Below are 16,164 nucleotides of genomic sequence, written 5' to 3'. Positions count from 1 at the left end.
CATCATGACCTACACGCTGCAGGGAATGCGCAAGGCCCCCGAGGTCTACGCATGGAGTCGATTCGGCCAGCCTGAATACACGGACTGGCTCGACGAGAACATGTCGTGGAAAGAGACTTGCTACATCGGGGACTGGTCCTTCCTCTGGCAGCACCGCTTCACCGGGCCCGAAGCGATACAGCTCTTCGCCGACACGTCGGTGAACAGCTTTGCGAAATTTGAACTGGGGCAATCGAAACACCTGATCCACACGAACAAGGCCGGCAAGGTCATCCACGAGGGGATTCTGTCCCGCCTCGGAGACGAAGAATTCGTTATCCACGGGCGCGGCGGCTTCTGGGTGCGCCATCAACTCGAAAAGCGTGGCTACAAGGCAGAAGTCGAGCAGGAGGACTGGTTCATCTACCAGGTCTCGGGACCGAACTCGGTGAAGGTCCTGGAGAAGCTCGGAGCCGCCGACCTGCGCGACACCAAGTACATGCACCTCACGCCGATCACTGTCGCCGGCGTGCGAGTGTGGGCGTTGCGGCAGGGGATGGCCGGCGAGATCGGTTTCGAACTGCAAGGCCCCAAAGAACATGCGGAACGCATCTACCAGGCGGTCCTGGAGGCGGGGCAAGAGTTCGGAATCCGAAAGCTCGGTGGTCGCGTGGCGCTGATCAACCACCTCGAGGCTTGCTTTCCCACGATCGCGACGGACTACATTCCGGCGATCTTCGACGAGGACATGGCCGACTACCTCGATGTCTTCACCGCGTCGATGCCGTCGTTCGCACAGCCTGCTTATATCGCGGGGAGCTTCGATGGCACGGATATCAGCGACTACTACCGCAGTCCCATCGAGCTCGGCTGGGGCCGCACGGTCAACCTCGATCACGACTTCCTCGGCCGCGAAGCACTTTCGGCGGAGAAGGCCAACCCGCGTCGGGTGATCCGGACCTTGGTGTGGAACGCATCCGATGTGCAGGACGTCTTCGCCTCTCTGTTCGTAACCGGCGAGAACTTTCCCTACATGGAGATGCCCCGCGATCAGCGTGGCTTCATGTGGGCTGACAAGGTGCAGGTCGGTGAAGAAATCATCGGTGTGGCCACCTCGCGTGGATACAGTTACTACTTCCGAGAGATGTTGTCGCTGGCCACCATCGATGTGGCGCATGCAGCGATCGGTACCGAAGTGGACGTCTACTGGGGCAATCCTCGAGGCCCGCAGAAGCGTATCCGCGCAACTGTCGCGCCGGCGCCCTACAAGACGGACAACAGCAGGGGCGATCTGGCCGCGGCCGGATAGCCCGCCAAGCCGGCAGAATCTCCTCGCGATCAGGACAGTTGTAACTCATGCATCGGAATGCACCAGAACGGGACGTCGACGAATCGGCGGTACGGATCACCACACCGAAAAGGCAAGCGGCCGGGATGACCGCGGTCGCGATAGCGCTGGACCATGCGATCGGCGAAATGGGTGTGGCTCGCACCGCACGAACGCTTTCGCGGGTGAACCAGCGTCATGGCTTCGATTGTCCTGGCTGCGCCTGGCCCGAGCCAAGCGACCACCGCCGACCAGCGGAGTTCTGTGAGAACGGGGCGAAGGCGGTCGCCGAAGAGGCGACACGACGGACCGTAACCCCTGAGTTCTTCGCCGAGCATTCCGTCGAGGATTTGAGCGTGACGTCCGGTTACTGGCTCGGGCAGCAGGGCCGGATAACTCATCCCATGGTGCTGCGCCCTGGCGACACCCACTATTCACCGATCGCCTGGGCCGATGCCTATCGGCTGATCGCGGCCGCGTTGCGCGGTCTCGGCTCACCGGACGAGGCCGTCTTCTACACCTCCGGGCGCACGGCCAACGAGACCGCCTTCCTGTATCAGCTGCTCGTGCGCAGTTACGGAACGAACAATCTTCCGGACTGCTCGAACATGTGTCACGAATCCTCGGGCGCAGCGCTCACGGCATCGATCGGCATCGGCAAGGGATCAGTGACGATCGACGACTTCGAGTCCGCGGACCTGATCATCGTGGCCGGGCAGAATCCGGGCACGAATCATCCCCGCATGCTGTCTGCTCTGCAGCGCGCAAAAGCACAGGGCGCCCGGGTGATCGCGGTGAACCCGTTGCCCGAGACGGGACTGCTCGGGTTCCGTGACCCTCAGACTGTAAAGGGCCTCACGACCGGCGTCGCCATCGCCGACGATCTCCTTCAGATCCGGCTTGGCGGGGACATGGCCCTGTTCCAGGGGCTCGGCAAGCTGCTGTTCGAGGCAGAGGATCGGGCGCCCGGGACCGTGGTGGACCGCGCGTTCGTCGACGCGCACACCGCCGGTTTTGATGACTATGAGAAGCAAGTACGTAATGTCGATCTCGACGTCGTTCTCCAAGCCACCGGCCTCAGCCGAAAACAACTCGATCGCACCGCTGGTCTTCTTTCCGGCTCGAAGGCCACGATCGTGTGCTGGGCCATGGGCCTGACCCAGCATCGCCACGGTGTGGCCACTATCGAGGAGGCCACCAACCTGCTGTTGCTGCGCGGCATGATCGGCAAGCCCGGCGCGGGAGTTTGCCCGGTGCGCGGGCATTCGAACGTGCAGGGCGACCGCACCATGGGGATCTGGGAGAAGATGCCGGGGGCATTCCTCGACGCTCTGGACAAGCGATTCGGAATCAGCAGTCCACGCGAACACGGCCACGATGCGGTCGACTCGATCCGGGCGATGCGAGACGGCCGAGCGAAGGTCTTTGTCGGGCTCGGTGGCAACTTCGCTGCGGCGACCCCGGATACAGAGGTGACGGAGGCGGCGCTGCGTGCCTGCGATCTCACCGTCCAGATATCGACCAAGCTCAATCGCAGTCACATCGTGCACGGGCGGACAGCGCTGATCCTTCCGACCCTCGGCCGCAGCGACCGAGATCTTGCTCCCACGGGCAGAAGACAGCAAGTCTCCGTGGAGGACTCGATGTCGATGGTGCACCTATCGACCGGTCGGTTGGATCCGGTGAGCGATCAGCTACGCAGTGAGGTCGCCATCGTATGCGAACTGGCCGAGGAGTTGTTCGGGTCCCAGCATCAGGTGCCGTGGCGGGAATTCCGCGGTGACTACGATCGGATCCGAGATGCCATCGCCGATGTCGTGCCCGGCTGCGGCGACTACAACCGGAAGGTGCGCGGCCGCAACGGCTTCCAGCTCCCGCATCCGCCGCGTGACGCCCGTGAATTCCGCACCGCCACCGGCAGGGCGAATTTCGCGGCCAACGACCTGCACTGGTTGCCGGTGCCGGAGGGCCGGTTGATCCTGCAGACCCTGCGCAGCCACGACCAGTACAACACGACGATCTACGGTCTGGCCGATCGTTACCGAGGCATACACAACGGGCGGCGCGTGGTGCTGGTGAATCCCGAAGACATTGCCGAATTCGGTTTTGCCGAGGACGATCTCGTGGATCTGGTGTCGGAGTGGACGGACGGCGCCGAACGCAGGGTCAGCGCCTTCCGCGTCGTTTCCTACTCCACGCCGCGCGGCAACGCCGCAGCCTACTACCCGGAGACCAATCCGTTGGTTCCTCTGGATCATGTGGCGCTGCGCTCGAACACGCCGGTCTCGAAGGCGGTCACCATCCGCCTGGAACGGCATGTGCACACCGCATGAGCAGAGTCACCGCCCGCCGCCCCACCCTGCGCATCACCTCGACGAGCCAGGTGCAGCGTCCTGACACCTTGGCCGTGGAGGAGCCGCTGGAATTGCGTATCAACGGAACCCCGTTGACGGTCACCATGCGGACCGCTGGTGACGATGTCGATCTCGCCCACGGGTTTCTGCTGAGTGAGGACATCATCGGATCGGCGGACGATATCGAGTCTGCCCGTTACTGCACGGGCAAGGACATCGACGGACCCAACACCTACAACGTGCTGGATGTCCGTTTGCGCACACCGGCGCCAGTCGTTCGTCGGGCTTTCCTGACAACCAGTGCATGCGGGGTATGCGGCAAGACCGCCCTGGACCAAGTACGCACTCGCACCCGATTTCCCCTGAACGGGACCGGGCCACACGTCACGGCGGGCACACTCGCGTCGCTACCGGAGCAGTTGCGCTCATACCAGCGCGTTTTCGACGTGACAGGAGGTATTCATGCTGCCGGGCTGTTCACCAGTGAGGGCGCCGCACTCGTTGTCCGTGAGGATGTCGGACGTCACAACGCAGTCGATAAGGTAATCGGGTGGGCGATGCGGACGGGACGTGTGCCTGCGCACGATCTCATACTCATCGTCTCGGGCCGCGCATCCTTCGAATTGGTTCAAAAGGCCGTGATGGCAGGCATTCCCATTCTGGGGGCGGTGTCGGCGCCCAGCTCCCTGGCCGTTGACCTGGCCGCAGAGTCAGGCCTCACCCTGGCGGGCTTCCTCCGCGGCAGCACGATGAACGTCTATACGGGCGCACATCGAGTGCAGACCGACAGTCAGTTCACACGCCCTGCAACTGCGCGGGCAAATGGCACCTATTGAGGAGGGACAGATGTCCTCGCAGCCAGACGGCTTCGAGGTCGACACGCCTGCGGTCGACAGGCCTACGGCGGGCCTAGTCGGCGAACCCCCTCCTGTGCCGGGCGGTCGGTTCCACCGAAGACACCACTCGGCCGGACAGCTCACCTGGCTTGCCGGCCATCAGTATTCAGAGATGTCATGACAGCAGTTATCAGCATATACGTAGGATTCATCGTCGCCCATCTCGTGGGACTTGCGGTATTGCGTCCCACGACGCGATACCGCACGCAACTTCTCGGTCGCCCTGCGTCCAAACTGGAGGATCGTGATCCCCTATTCGAGCCGAGCAGCCTGGTACTCCGCATCGTGCTCCTGCTTTCGACCGGACGCGACCGGTGCGACTCGCAGGAATAGATGCCCCCGTGTCTGTTCTCTCGCGTGAATGCAGTTTTGAGTGTGCCGTCAATTCTGAACCCGGGCTGGCATGAAATACGGGCATGACCACACGTGGTCACGAAGCATCTTCTTGTGTGTTCTCCACTGCCCATGCCGCGATCTGGGCGCGTGAGTTGAGCCCGAGTTTGGTCAATATGTATTCGATGTGGCTATCGGCCGTGCGTTGTGAGATCGCCATCTCGGCGGCGATTTGCTTATTGGTGAGCCGTGTCGGACGAGGTCCGCGACCCGTTGCTCCCGATGGATAAATGTGCCGGAATGGCCGGCCGTCGAGCCGGTGAGGGATTCACCCGGGGCGCATGCAATCGGGTAGTTTGTCAATAATTACGAATGGCATATTGAAAGTGACACAAGGTGGATGCTCGGCCGGTTGACCACGTGTGCTGCTATGTGGTCTGCGATAGGATTTCTGCACAATGACCAAATGCGAACCTCCCGCCCAGGCTCGTCGTATGCGAGTGGACGCCGTGCGAAATCAGGCGAGGATACTGTCCGCCGCCGATCGCCTTTTCGCCGAGCGCGGAATCGATGTGACACTCGATGACGTAGCGCATGCGGCGGGGGTTGGGGTGGGCACCGTGTACCGGCGGTTCGCAAACAAATCCGAGCTGGTTGCCGAGATTCTGGATCGATATGTTGCCCAGCTCGAGGCGAATGCGGTTGAGGCCGCGCGGGCCCTGACCCGTGGTCAGGGCTTACCAAGCTGCTGGAGCGGAGTTTTGAACGTGTGGCCGGCAATCGTGGAGTGGTGATCGCCATGACCGAGCTGGCCGACGGAACTACGTTCTTCGATCGGTGAGACCGCTACGCAATCGCGTGCCTGAGATAGCCGAAATCGCATATCACCTGGTGAGCGAACTGGATCCGACAGCAAAGGTTCGTCTTCTCCCTAGCGTCATCGAATTGCTGGGAACGCAGAACTGGCCAGGAAACTTACATGAGCTCAAGGCGGTTCTTGCACATGTGCTCAGACGCCGCAGCCAGGGGATATCGCTGTGAACGACCTGCCGGATCAATACCGCACGGTCTCCCCTGCATGCCGATTGTCTGATCGCGAATGCGCGGAAGGGGATGTCATCACCGACGCGCTGCGGCGTTGCAATGGAAACAAGAGCCGAGTCGCACTTGAACTGGGTATCAGCCGGACAACCTTGTACGCACGGCTGCGGGCGCTGCATATCAGTGATTCAGTTCGATTGTGCTCGTTCTGCCGGGCAGTTCCCAGGATCCGGCAATACCTGTCCACCGGTGCCCCAGCATCGACGAGACGGTCGGTCACCGGGTAGAGCCGGGCGCGGCTTGTCCTCGCCGAGGAACTTCGCGGCCTGCCGGATCATCGCCATTTCACCCTCCCGTTCCCGGATCCGCCGGCGGGCCGCCCGTCGTTCGGCCGACTCGATCGATGACTTACCTGGTCGCGGGCCTCGATCAATCTCGTCCTGGCGCAACCATTTCGACAGTGTCACCGGGTGGATGCCCAATTCGGTGACCGTCTGTTTGGACGGTTTGCTCACCCCTTCACCCACGATCAACCGGGGCGTCGGAACACAACCTTAAACCACAAGCTCAGGCGGTAACCTGGAGCCAGGTGACAGGCGGGTACTGCAGCTCAGCGCAAGGATTGGTCCTGGACGTCGGCCGTTACGCCCCGAAAGTCACGGAGTCGGCACTGGGAGACCCCCGATGGCTGAGAGCAATGCGCGGAGTGCGACATACGACATGGCTGCGGGCGTCGCAGACGAGTTGTCTGCGGCAGGATTCGTGAATGCTCAGGTGCTGGGCCTCGGCGGATTCGGGGTGGTCTTCCGCTGCGAGCAGCCATCCTTGGGCCGGACGGTGGCTGTCAAAGTGCTCACTGTCGGACTGGACGCAGACAACGTTGCGCGGTTCCTCCGAGAACAGCAGGCCATGGGATCTCTGACGGGTACACCGAATATTGTGAGCATCTTTGCCGTAGGGACCACGTGCACGGGCCGTCCTTACATCGTGATGCAGTACTACCCAAGGGGCTCTCTCGATGCACGGATCCGCAAGAGCGGACCGCTTTCTATCGAAGAGACCATTCAAGTAGGTCTGAAGATCGCCCGCGCCTTGGACGCGATTCATGAAAATCAGATACTTCATCGTGATGTCAAGCCCTCGAACATCCTGTTTACCGACCGTGACGAGCCGGTCCTTGCGGATTTCGGGATTGCTCATGTCGCAGGAGGATTCGAAACCTCCGCGGACGCCGTCACCGGTTCGCCCGCGTACATGGCACCTGAGATACTACGTGGTGACGCACCAAGCCCGGCCTCGGATATCTATGGACTCGGCGCGACGTTGTTCTGCGCGGTCACTGGGCATGCAGCCTATGAGCGCCGTACCGGCGAAGACGTTGTAGCGCAGTTTCTTCGGGTCGCGAGCCAGCAGAATTCGGGCATACGCGAAGCAGGGATCCCCGCGCCGTTGCGGGCCATTATCGCCCGAGCGATGTCCAGCGATGCGCGGGACCGGCCGACAACGATGGATCTCTACCGGTCCCTGCAACGAATCCAGACCGGCTCAACGGCCGAGATAGGCACCGTGGCAAACGATGTCTCTGTCGGGCCCGCTCCAACATCTGAGATGGAACGCGGTCTAGGCACCCCGACGATGCGAGATGTGCCGATCGCACGTGAGATCGCCGCCCGCCGATCGAACCATCGGCAGTTGCCTCTGGAGCTGACCAGCCTGGTGGATCGCCGAACTGAGCTCTCTGAAGGGAAGAAGCTCCTGAAAGCCGCTCGACTGGTGACGCTTACTGGGATAGGTGGGGTGGGCAAGACTCGCCTGGCCTTGCGCCTCGCCGCGGACCTGCAGAGGTCCTTTGCAGACGGCGTCTGGTTTGTCGACCTATCCGACCTGACTGACGAGTCGCTTCTCGTGAACGTCGTGGTGAAGGCCATGGGATTGCGGGAATCCTCGCCGCGCCCCCTGAGCGAAGTCCTCGTCGAGTTCGCATCCGATCAGGAGCTATTGCTTGTATTCGACAACTGTGAGCATGTGATCAATGCTGTTGCGAATCTTGCTGAACTGATAATGCGTACCTGCGGAAAGGTGCGAATTCTCGCCACGAGTCGTGAGTCTCTCAATATCAGCGGAGAGCGAGCTATGCGCGTTCTCCCGCTCGCGTTGCCTGATGCGAATCATCTCCTTACGGTCGAGGGGGTCGGTGCGTATGATTCCGTGACGTTGTTCGCAGAGCGTGCGCGAGAGATAGTTCCGGGCTTCAAAATCGACGAGGACAATGTGAATTCAGTCGTCCGTATATGTCGCTATCTGGACGGACTGCCGTTGTCGATAGAAATGGCGGCTTCAAGGCTTCGTGTCATGCCTGTAGCTCAAATTGAGGAGAATATCGAAGAGCGGTACAGGTTTCTCTCCACTGTAAGTAGATCGGCTCCCGCTCGGCAGAAGTCCCTAAGGCTGTGTATGGATTGGAGTTACGATCTCTGCTCGAACGAGGAGAGGAAGGCATGGGCGCAACTCTCGGTGTTTGCTGGAAGCTTCGAGATCGATGCCGCCGAGGGTGTTTGTGAAGAAGGTGAGGATTCGGGTCCGCTAGTCGACGTACTTACTTCTCTGGTCGACAAGTCAATCCTTGTCCGGGAAGAAGTCGATTCAAGTGTTCGTTTCGGAATGCTCGATTCTCTCCGTGAGTACGGTCGTGAGAAATTGATGCAGTCCGGCGAATACGGAAGCCTCGTCGAGAGGTGCGGGCAATGGTACAAGGATATGACTGCTCACGCGGAAGCGGGATGGATCAGCGTGAAACAATTGGAATGGATATCCAGATTCAAGCGTGAGCAATCAAACCTGCGTGAAGCAATGGATTACTTCATCCGTGTTTTGAACTTTGATTCAGCACTCGATATGGCCGGTGCGCTGTTCCCGTTCTGGCTGTCGCAGGGGCAGTTGACCGAAGGACGCCAGTGGCTTGATCGATCTCTGTCAGCCGAATCGAGCGCTGCGGCGCCTGAGCGGAAGCTGAAGGCTCTTTTCGCGAGCGTTGTACTCGCTGGGATTCAAGGCGATATTGCTGCCGGGGCCGAGCGGGTCGAGCAGGCGCGGGCGTTGGCTGCTGGCCTGCCCGATCAGTTGGCTGCTGCGCAAATCGCTCTCGAGGAAGGGGGCCTTGCGCTCTGGTCTGGTGATCATCTGTTGGCACGTTCCAAGCTGGAGCAAGCGCTGGCGGCTCTCGATGTCAGGGACGACCTCATGCTGCGTATCCCAGCGCTATTTTTTCTCGGAGTTGCACTCGCGATAGAAGGTGATCACGAAGGATCCGCCGCTTGCCACGAAAATATTCTTGAAATCGTCGAACCTCGAGGCGAATCCGTCTATCGGTCCTACTCTTTGTGGGCGACAGGAATAAACGCAATCCGGCAGAAGGATTATGGCGAGGCAAGTGAACGACTGAAACGAGCTCTCGTATTGGCCAGTCCATTCAATGATATGTTTGCGATCGCTGGAATTCTCGAGCCGCTTGCATGGATCTCCAGTCATGAAGGCGACCCCAAGAGATCTGCATTGCTTATGGGTGCCGCTGATTCGCTAGGATCTTCCATCGAAACATCGTCAATCGCATATCCGGAATTGGCTGTTCATCACGATGATTCCGAGGCCTCGAATCGTAGTGCTCTTGGCGGAAGTATCTTCGAGGAGTTCTATTCGAAAGGAAGGGCTCTTGGCGTCGATCGCGCGGTTGCATACGCGCTCGGAGTGCAGCCGAAGGCGGCGCGGCGACCGCGCGATCATGATCCGGCATCGTTGACCGATCGAGAACTGGAGGTCGCTGATCTGGTCGCGGAAGGTCTGACCAATAATGCGATAGCGGCCAGGCTCGTAATATCGAAACGAACTGCCTCAGGGCATGTCGAACACATTCTATCGAAGCTCGGATTCACCTCGAGAGCGCAGATCGCTGCCTGGATCGTGGAAAAGCGAAACCGCAACGGTGCGACAGACCCTTAACTTGACTCTGTCGGTGATCTTGTGAGTTTCAAGATCAGCTGTTGAGTGCCCGCCAGGACCGCTGTCGGTGAATTCCGTTCTGGTCCAGGAGGTTTTGGAAGGCTGTTGGTGGCCTGGACGGGGAGGGTTGGTCCGGTAGCCCTCCCGCGCTGAGGCGTTCGATGTTCACGGCGATGGCGGTCAGTACGTGCTGGACGTGGGTCTTGGGTTGGCCGCGGTAGCGGCATTGCCGCATGCCGTGCCCGTGCGCGAATTCGCAGATGGTGCCCTCGATGCCGGAACGCACGGCATACCGCTGCCGCCAGGCCGGGCTCTGCTGCTCGGCGCGGGATCGAACTTGCAGGTCGAGGAGCTCTTTCGGTGGAAATCCCACATTGCGTGCGCTGTCACTGGAAGTGGTGCACCGGCTGCGGACCGGACACGGCTGGCACTGGCCTTTGGTGAACCGCGCCACGATCAGTGGAGCCGCTGTCGGAGACGACGTCGGGTAGGGACCGTGCCAGCCCTTGCTGATCTCGCCTCGGGGGCAGGTGACTTGTCGGCGGTCGAAGTCGATGTGGAAGTCGTCGCGGCCGAAGCCGTCGTTGTCTCGATGCTGGCGGGTGGGGTTGCCGGGCAGCGGGCCGGTGAGGGTGACCTGGTGTTCACGAGCCGCGTGCGCCACGTGGACCAGGCAGGTGTAGCCGCCGTCGACGAGGTGCTCGGCGGGAAGCAGCCCGCGGCGCTTCAGGCGGGTGTGGATTCCGGGCAGGGCCTGGGCGTCGTGGGTGGTGGCCGGTGTGGTGACCACGTCGGTGATCACGTTGGCGCCCTCGGCCGCGCAGGTTTCGGTCAGGTGGACCAAGAACCCCTTCCACCTGGTGACCTGTCCTCGGCGTGCGTAGCGGGCCTGGGTGTCGTAGGGAGACACGATCGCCAGCGACGAGGGCGGCAGACCGCCGTCGTCGTCGGTGCGCCAGCGCAGGCGGCCCTTCTCGTCGCGGTAGTAGTTCTGCAGGACGATCTGTCGCAGTGCCTGGACCTGGGGACCAGACAGGTAGTCGGGTCCGTGCTCCCGCAGGTGCTCGAACAGTTGGCCCGCGTCCTCGCCAGTGGTGAGGATCCGGGTCTTGGGTCGAGTTGGGTTCTTGCCCAAGCGAACTGGACGGCCGTAGCGGCGTCCCCATTCTTCGTCGACCAGGCCGGCCAGCAGTTGCGGAGCAGTGCGGGCGAGTTCTTCGAGTGCGGCGCGGACGGCCTCGGTGATCAGTTCGAGCCGGGTCAGGTCGCGCACCGCGGCCAGGACGTGGGTGGAGTCGGTGCGCGCAGTGGTGCGTTCGTGCACCAGTCCGGCCTCGGTGAGTCGGGCCAGCGCGAGATCGAGCAGCCGGTCGGCGCGGTCGCCTTCGGCGAGCCGGTCACGGAAATCGCTGAGCACACTGTGATGGAAGCCGGGATCGTCCAACTCCAGGCCGAGCGCGTACTTGAAGTCGATGCGGCAGCGCACGGCCTCGGCCGCCTGTCGGTCGGACAGGTCCAGCACGTACTGCAGCACGCACACGGTGGCCAGCTGGGCCGGGGACAGACCGGGTCGCCCATCACGTGGATACCAGTCGGTGAAATCCTTGTTGCTCCACAGGCTTTCGAGCCGGTCGCGTATCCACATCGCCGTGGTGCCGTGGGGATTGCTGGCGCGGGCCACCCGCGCCGTCAGCGGCGGGACCGTCTTGGCCGGTCCTGGTCCGAGTGACATTCACCAGTTCCTTCGAGGGCGCAGTGCTTTTCGCGCCTCGCAGTGTGGCAGCCCGCCAGCCACGACATGCCGAATTCCAAGATCACCGACAGAGTCAAGCTAGTGACGAACGGCGACTGAACCGACAGCAGCAACTCCCAGCTACTAGCGCTATATGTCACTTTAAATTGACAGTTCGTCATTGTTGACGGACGGATGCCGGGTTTGCATGATTGTCATGTATAAGTGCCAAACTGGTGCACTAAAGTTGACACCGCGGCGTGAGCAAGAGGAACGAGCATGACCACGTCAATTGCCGAACCGGTCCGCGGCGACGGCGCCGCCGTCGACAAGGCCATCAGCCTGCTGGTCGCCTTCGGCGACCAGGCCAGCAGTGGCGTTGGCGTCAGCGAGCTCGCGCGACGCGCCCAGCTGAGCAAGTCGACCGCCTTCCGCGTGCTCGGCATGCTCGAGCGCAACGGTGTCGTCGAACGTATAGGAACCGGTTATCGCCTCGGTGCCCGACTGCATCAGTTGGGTCAGGCGGTGTATTCACCCGAGCACGAACGCGTCCAGGATCTGCTGCTGCCCTTCCTCACCGATCTCTACGAAACAACCCGGCATACAGTGCATCTGGCCGCTCTACACGGCACCGATGTGGTCTGTCTCGCCAAACTGTACGGCCACCGCACCATTCCGGCGCCCTCCCGTATTGGTGGGCGACTCCCGGCCCACTGCACCGCGGTAGACAAGGTCCTGTTCGCCTACCATCCTCAGACCGCCACCCCGGTACTTGCTTCCCCACTGCAGGCATCACCCAGCACACCATCGTCGACCCAGCTCAGCTGGCGAGCGAACTGGCCACTATCAGGCGTAACGGTGTGGCGTACGATAACCAGGAAAGCCGACTCGGACTGTCATGCATTGCAGTGCCGGTCTTCGGGCCGTGGCCGCGCCATCGCCGCGCTCTCGGTGGCGGGACCCCACGGCAACCTCGAAGCCCACCACCTCGAGACCACCCTCCGCCAGGTTTGCGCCGCAGCGTCAAACGCCCTCGGTCGCGCCCAACTTCCCCGGACCGCATAACGATCCACTCCCACATCAGAGCCCGCGGTCAGGCGCATGCCGTATCGCCCAATCAGCGATACGGCATGGGCATGACCGCACCCAGGTGGGCAGATATCGAGGGTACGGTCTCACGCCGATGTCGCAACACCTTGCCCGGCGCCGACGTCACTACACAAGGCGGTCGGCCCTGCGCGAATTCGACTCTGCACACCACCCATCAGCGAAATCGCCCGCTCGCACAGCGCGATGTAATCACGTTCCGTCCAGCGGAACGGGTTGCGCACCCTTGTGATACCGGTCACTTAGCATTGGTGCGTTCTTCATCAGCAACCGAGGTGTTATCAATGAGCGAAATCTGGAAATTGACGGCCGCCGAGATGGCGCGCGCGATCAGCCGTAAGGAGGTGTCCTCGCGGGAGGCCGTCTCGTCGTCACTCGAGCGGATCGCGCAGACCGCACCGGTGTCCAACGCGTTCGAGGATCTGACCCGTGGCGCGCTGGAGGCCGCGGATCGGGCCGACGAATTGCTCGCCGCGGGAACCGTTCTCGGGCCGCTGCACGGCGTACCGGTCGCGTTGAAGTCCAATCACGACCTCTCGGGCTACCCGACCAGCAGCGGCGTACCCGAACTGGCCCAGATCCCGGGCGCGGCGGACACGGCCCCGGTGGCGCAACGCCTCACCGAGGCCGGCGCGATCGTTGTCGGACGAACCCGTATGCCACCGGGAGGGTTCCGGTGGTCCACCGAGTCGGCGGCCTTCGGCCCCACCAGGAATCCGTGGGACCACACGGCGACCAGTGGCGCGTCCAGTGGCGGTGCGGGCGTCGCCGTGGCGGTCGGTGCGGTTCCGATCGCTATCGGCAACGACATCGGCGGCTCGATCCGCTATCCCGCCGCGGTCAACGGCGTCCTCGGGTTGCGCCCGACCGTCAATCGAGTGCCGACCTGGCTCTTGGCCCAGCCGGGCCTCGGTATGCCGAACGCGGCACGCGAGTACTGCGTGGACGGTCCGTTGGCTCGATCGGTCGAGGATCTGCGGATCGCTCTCGAGGTCATCGGCGCCCCGGATCCGCGCGATCCCTTCGCAGTGGACTACCGACTGCCCTACGACCGCTCCGCCAAACCCCGGATCGGGGTCGTTCGCCCAAAGCACGGCCTGTTCGTCGCCGAAAACACCGCCGAGGTCGAATCCGCACTGGACCAGGCCGCCGCCGCCCTGAGCGACCAGGGCCATCGAGTCGAGGAAGTACACCTTCCCCAACTCGAGGAAGCGGCCGCGCTGTGGTGGCAGCTCGCGATCAACGAACTCGTCTCCGTCGGCTACTCGCAGTACATGGAACAGTTCGCGGGAGCGGAAGGGCTGACATTCTGGAAGCACCTCATCGAACTGGTCGATGACGCGTTCGGGAAACAAGATCTCACCGAGTTCTCCACCGCCCTGCAACGCCGATCGATGTTGCGTCGAGAGATGTCCGAATTCATGGCGGACACTCCGATCCTGTTGACGGCCGCATCCGGGGAGCCGCCATACGTGCGCGGCGAGGACGCGCGCTCGGTCGAACGAACAGCCGAGATCATCGGACACCAGTGGGTATCCGTTGCGACTCCGCTGCTCGGGCTGCCCGGGGTCGGCATGGGAACCGCGGCACGGCACGGCAAGGCGCCCTTGGGAGTCCAGATCACTGGGCGCGCTTTCGCCGAAGACCAGGTACTCGACGTGACAGCGACGCTCACCGAGGCACTTCCCCTTCCCACACCCATCGAGCCCACCACTCCATAGCGTCATTCAGCGGCAGTGACCGCTGTCGATCGACTAGTAGGACTTTGTTGGGTCGAAGTATGTGTGGTGGCAGAGCGGGCAGGTTCCGGTCCAGATGGCAAGTGCGCATTGGAGTTTGCCGAGTATGCCGTAGAGGGTCAGTCCTGCCCGTCTGCTTTTGGGGTGGCGAACCGGAGGGTGGTGAGGAACAGGTGGGCGGCGGTATGAGGGTGGCGTGATGGTGGCAGCCGAGCCAGGAACGGCCTTCGAAGTGGTCGAGACCGAGGGCGTCTTTGAGTTCGCGGTAGTCGTGCTCGATGCGCCAGCGGATTTTGGCGAGTCGGACGAGGTCGGTGATGGGTGTGTCGGGTGGCAGGGTGGACAGCCAGTAGTCGGTGGGTTCGCTTGCGCCGGTGGGCCATCGGCCAACAGCCAAAGCTCGGGGAAGGTGCCGTCGGGGCAGGGGTGATGATGCGGCCCGACGGGCGGACCCGGATCGCGGTGAAGCGGGAAGTCAACTCGGCGTTCGGGTTGGTGGGGCTGGTTTTGCTGCCGTATCGCCAGGTCACGTGGCGCAGCGCGGCTTCGCCGTGGTCGAGCACGAGGTCCTTGCAGGTGGCCCGGGTTTGCCGTTCTTACCCCGCCGGGGCTTGCCGAACACGCTCCACCATCGATTGGTCGAACAGATCCGCCACGCGATCCGCGCGGCCATGAACGCGCCAGCTTCGCGGGCCTCGTCGGCCAGAAACCGGTAACCGAATTCAGGGTCGTCGCGGTGCGCGTCGAACAACGCGTTGGCCCGATACGCCTCGGCGAGTTCGCCGGCTGTGACCGGATCGGCCAGCCACCGGTAGTAGGGCTGACGAGCGAGCTGCAGCACCCGGCACGTCACCGCCACGGGAATCCCGTCGGCGGCAAGCTCTTTCACGAGCGGGTAGAGCCTTTTCCCGGTATCTGCGCCTGCGACAGATACGCCGCGGCGCGCTGCAGGACCTCGTTCTCCTGCTCGAGCAAACGGATCCGACGGCGAGCATCGCGCAACTCCGCGGACTCGCTGCGCGTGGTTCCGGGCTTGTTCCCATCGTCGACGTCAGCTTGGCGCATCCATTTCGACAACGTCATCGGATGAACCCCGAAATCGGCCCGCGACCTGCTCGAGCGCGACCCCGTCCTCGCGATTGCGGGCGACCCGCACGACATCGTCGCGGAACTCTTTCGGATACGGCTTGGGCACTGCGACATCCTCTCAGGCCCGCCACTCGGCAAGCCATCTCGGTTGTCACCTATTGACGGGACCCTGGAGTTCGGTCCACCACGCATGAGAGCCGGTTATCGGTGGATGCAGGTTGCAGCGTATCCGGCCGGGGTGCTGTAGCCCAGAGCGGAATGTCTTCGGCGGTGGTTGTATTCGTCCTTCCAGTCGCTGATCACGACCCGAGCGTGGGTCAGCGACCAGAAGCTGTTGATGTTGAGGCATTCGTCTCGTAGGCGGCCGTTGAACGATTCGATGTAGCCGTTGCGCCAGGGTTGGCCGGGCGGGATGAACGCCACCCCAACTCGTTCCCCGGCCCAGTCGGCCATCGCCGCGCACGCGAGTTCGGGTCCGTTGTCGCAGCGCAGCGCGGCCGGGTAGCCGCGGTTGACGGCGATGCGGTCGAGTTCGTCGATGAGCCGGTCGGCGGTGATCGACCGTTCGACC

The 16,164-nt window shown here is 62.5% G+C and carries 13 protein-coding genes and 4 pseudogenes; 9 read left to right on the top strand and 8 right to left on the bottom strand.

Annotated features, from left to right (window positions below; all coding sequences use genetic code 11):
• Nucleotides 1-4 precede the first annotated feature (4 nt).
• From ABZV44_RS27085 to fdhD, 3 genes are read left to right on the top strand one after another with little or no spacing between them, the layout of a single operon-like run.
• Complete coding sequence (locus ABZV44_RS27085; protein WP_354841861.1) at nucleotides 5-1,288, top strand: hypothetical protein; 1,284 nt, start codon at nucleotides 5-7, stop codon at nucleotides 1,286-1,288.
• A gap of 47 nt (nucleotides 1,289-1,335) precedes the next feature.
• On the top strand, nucleotides 1,336-3,639 hold the full coding sequence (locus ABZV44_RS27080; protein ID WP_354841858.1) for an FdhF/YdeP family oxidoreductase: 2,304 nt from the start codon (nucleotides 1,336-1,338) through the stop codon (nucleotides 3,637-3,639).
• Entirely contained in the window at nucleotides 3,636-4,496 is an 861-nt protein-coding gene (gene fdhD, locus ABZV44_RS27075; protein WP_354841856.1) for a formate dehydrogenase accessory sulfurtransferase FdhD, read from the top strand. Before ABZV44_RS27080 ends, fdhD begins: the two co-directional genes overlap by 4 nt.
• Nucleotides 4,497-4,986: 490 nt before the next feature.
• Here the strand turns inward: fdhD and ABZV44_RS27070 are convergent, their stop codons facing one another.
• Nucleotides 4,987-5,109 (bottom strand): LuxR C-terminal-related transcriptional regulator, encoded by a 123-nt coding sequence (locus tag ABZV44_RS27070; RefSeq protein WP_354841853.1) that lies wholly within the window; start codon nucleotides 5,107-5,109, stop codon nucleotides 4,987-4,989.
• Between the two features lie 274 nt (nucleotides 5,110-5,383).
• Here ABZV44_RS27070 and ABZV44_RS27065 point away from each other — a divergent pair, with 274 nt between their 5' ends.
• Entirely contained in the window at nucleotides 5,384-5,683 is a 300-nt protein-coding gene (locus tag ABZV44_RS27065; protein ID WP_354841850.1) for a helix-turn-helix domain-containing protein, read from the top strand.
• 243 nt (nucleotides 5,684-5,926) lie between these two features.
• A complete protein-coding gene (locus ABZV44_RS27060) occupies nucleotides 5,927-6,217 on the top strand; it encodes a helix-turn-helix domain-containing protein (protein WP_354842230.1) in 291 nt (96 codons plus the stop codon).
• Here ABZV44_RS27060 and ABZV44_RS27055 read toward each other — a convergent pair.
• Nucleotides 6,139-6,430: pseudogene (locus tag ABZV44_RS27055) on the bottom strand (IS3 family transposase); the annotation flags it as partial. The gene ABZV44_RS27060 and the pseudogene ABZV44_RS27055 sit on opposite strands and share 79 nt — an antisense overlap.
• A gap of 184 nt (nucleotides 6,431-6,614) precedes the next feature.
• Between ABZV44_RS27055 and ABZV44_RS27050 the strand changes: the two are divergent.
• Complete coding sequence (locus tag ABZV44_RS27050) at nucleotides 6,615-9,926, top strand: protein kinase (RefSeq protein ID WP_354841848.1); 3,312 nt, start codon at nucleotides 6,615-6,617, stop codon at nucleotides 9,924-9,926.
• 34 nt (nucleotides 9,927-9,960) lie between these two features.
• Here the strand turns inward: ABZV44_RS27050 and ABZV44_RS27045 are convergent, their stop codons facing one another.
• Nucleotides 9,961-11,658, bottom strand: a complete 1,698-nt coding sequence (locus ABZV44_RS27045) for an IS1182 family transposase (RefSeq protein WP_354841845.1) — start codon at nucleotides 11,656-11,658, stop codon at nucleotides 9,961-9,963.
• Nucleotides 11,659-11,937: 279 nt separating this feature from the next.
• Between ABZV44_RS27045 and ABZV44_RS27040 the strand changes: the two are divergent.
• Nucleotides 11,938-12,120: pseudogene (locus tag ABZV44_RS27040) on the top strand (helix-turn-helix domain-containing protein); the annotation flags it as partial.
• A 179-nt stretch (nucleotides 12,121-12,299) separates the two neighbouring features.
• Nucleotides 12,300-12,521: pseudogene (locus tag ABZV44_RS27035) on the top strand (hypothetical protein); the annotation flags it as partial.
• A gap of 312 nt (nucleotides 12,522-12,833) precedes the next feature.
• On the opposite strand, the gene ABZV44_RS27030 reads toward ABZV44_RS27035, so the two are convergent.
• Entirely contained in the window at nucleotides 12,834-13,007 is a 174-nt protein-coding gene (locus tag ABZV44_RS27030) for a hypothetical protein (RefSeq protein WP_354841842.1), read from the bottom strand.
• Nucleotides 13,008-13,049: 42 nt separating this feature from the next.
• Between ABZV44_RS27030 and ABZV44_RS27025 the strand changes: the two genes are divergently transcribed.
• Nucleotides 13,050-14,486: an amidase family protein gene (locus ABZV44_RS27025; RefSeq protein WP_354842227.1), complete on the top strand. Its 1,437-nt coding sequence runs from the start codon at nucleotides 13,050-13,052 to the stop codon at nucleotides 14,484-14,486.
• A 137-nt stretch (nucleotides 14,487-14,623) separates the two neighbouring features.
• On the opposite strand, the pseudogene ABZV44_RS27020 reads toward ABZV44_RS27025, so the two are convergent.
• The 4 genes and pseudogenes from ABZV44_RS27020 to ABZV44_RS27005 all read right to left on the bottom strand — a co-directional run.
• Nucleotides 14,624-14,983 (bottom strand): annotated as a pseudogene (locus ABZV44_RS27020) (transposase); the annotation flags it as partial.
• A gap of 47 nt (nucleotides 14,984-15,030) precedes the next feature.
• The gene (locus tag ABZV44_RS27015; protein WP_354841839.1) at nucleotides 15,031-15,393 is read right to left on the bottom strand and encodes a hypothetical protein; all 363 of its coding nucleotides are present in this window, start codon (nucleotides 15,391-15,393) and stop codon (nucleotides 15,031-15,033) included.
• Entirely contained in the window at nucleotides 15,390-15,587 is a 198-nt protein-coding gene (locus ABZV44_RS27010; RefSeq protein WP_354841836.1) for a hypothetical protein, read from the bottom strand. The genes ABZV44_RS27015 and ABZV44_RS27010 overlap by 4 nt, the downstream gene beginning before the upstream one ends.
• 207 nt (nucleotides 15,588-15,794) lie before the next feature.
• Nucleotides 15,795-16,164 (bottom strand): integrase core domain-containing protein (locus ABZV44_RS27005; protein ID WP_354841833.1); only part of this gene is annotated, 370 nt, incomplete at its 5' end.

It is taken from the genome of Nocardia sp. NPDC004860, assembly GCF_040609015.1.
In the GTDB taxonomy this organism is placed as follows: Bacteria; Actinomycetota; Actinomycetes; order Mycobacteriales; family Mycobacteriaceae; genus Nocardia.
The sequence above is the reverse complement of the archived record's forward strand: the minus strand, read 5'-3'. Positions and strand labels throughout refer to the sequence as shown.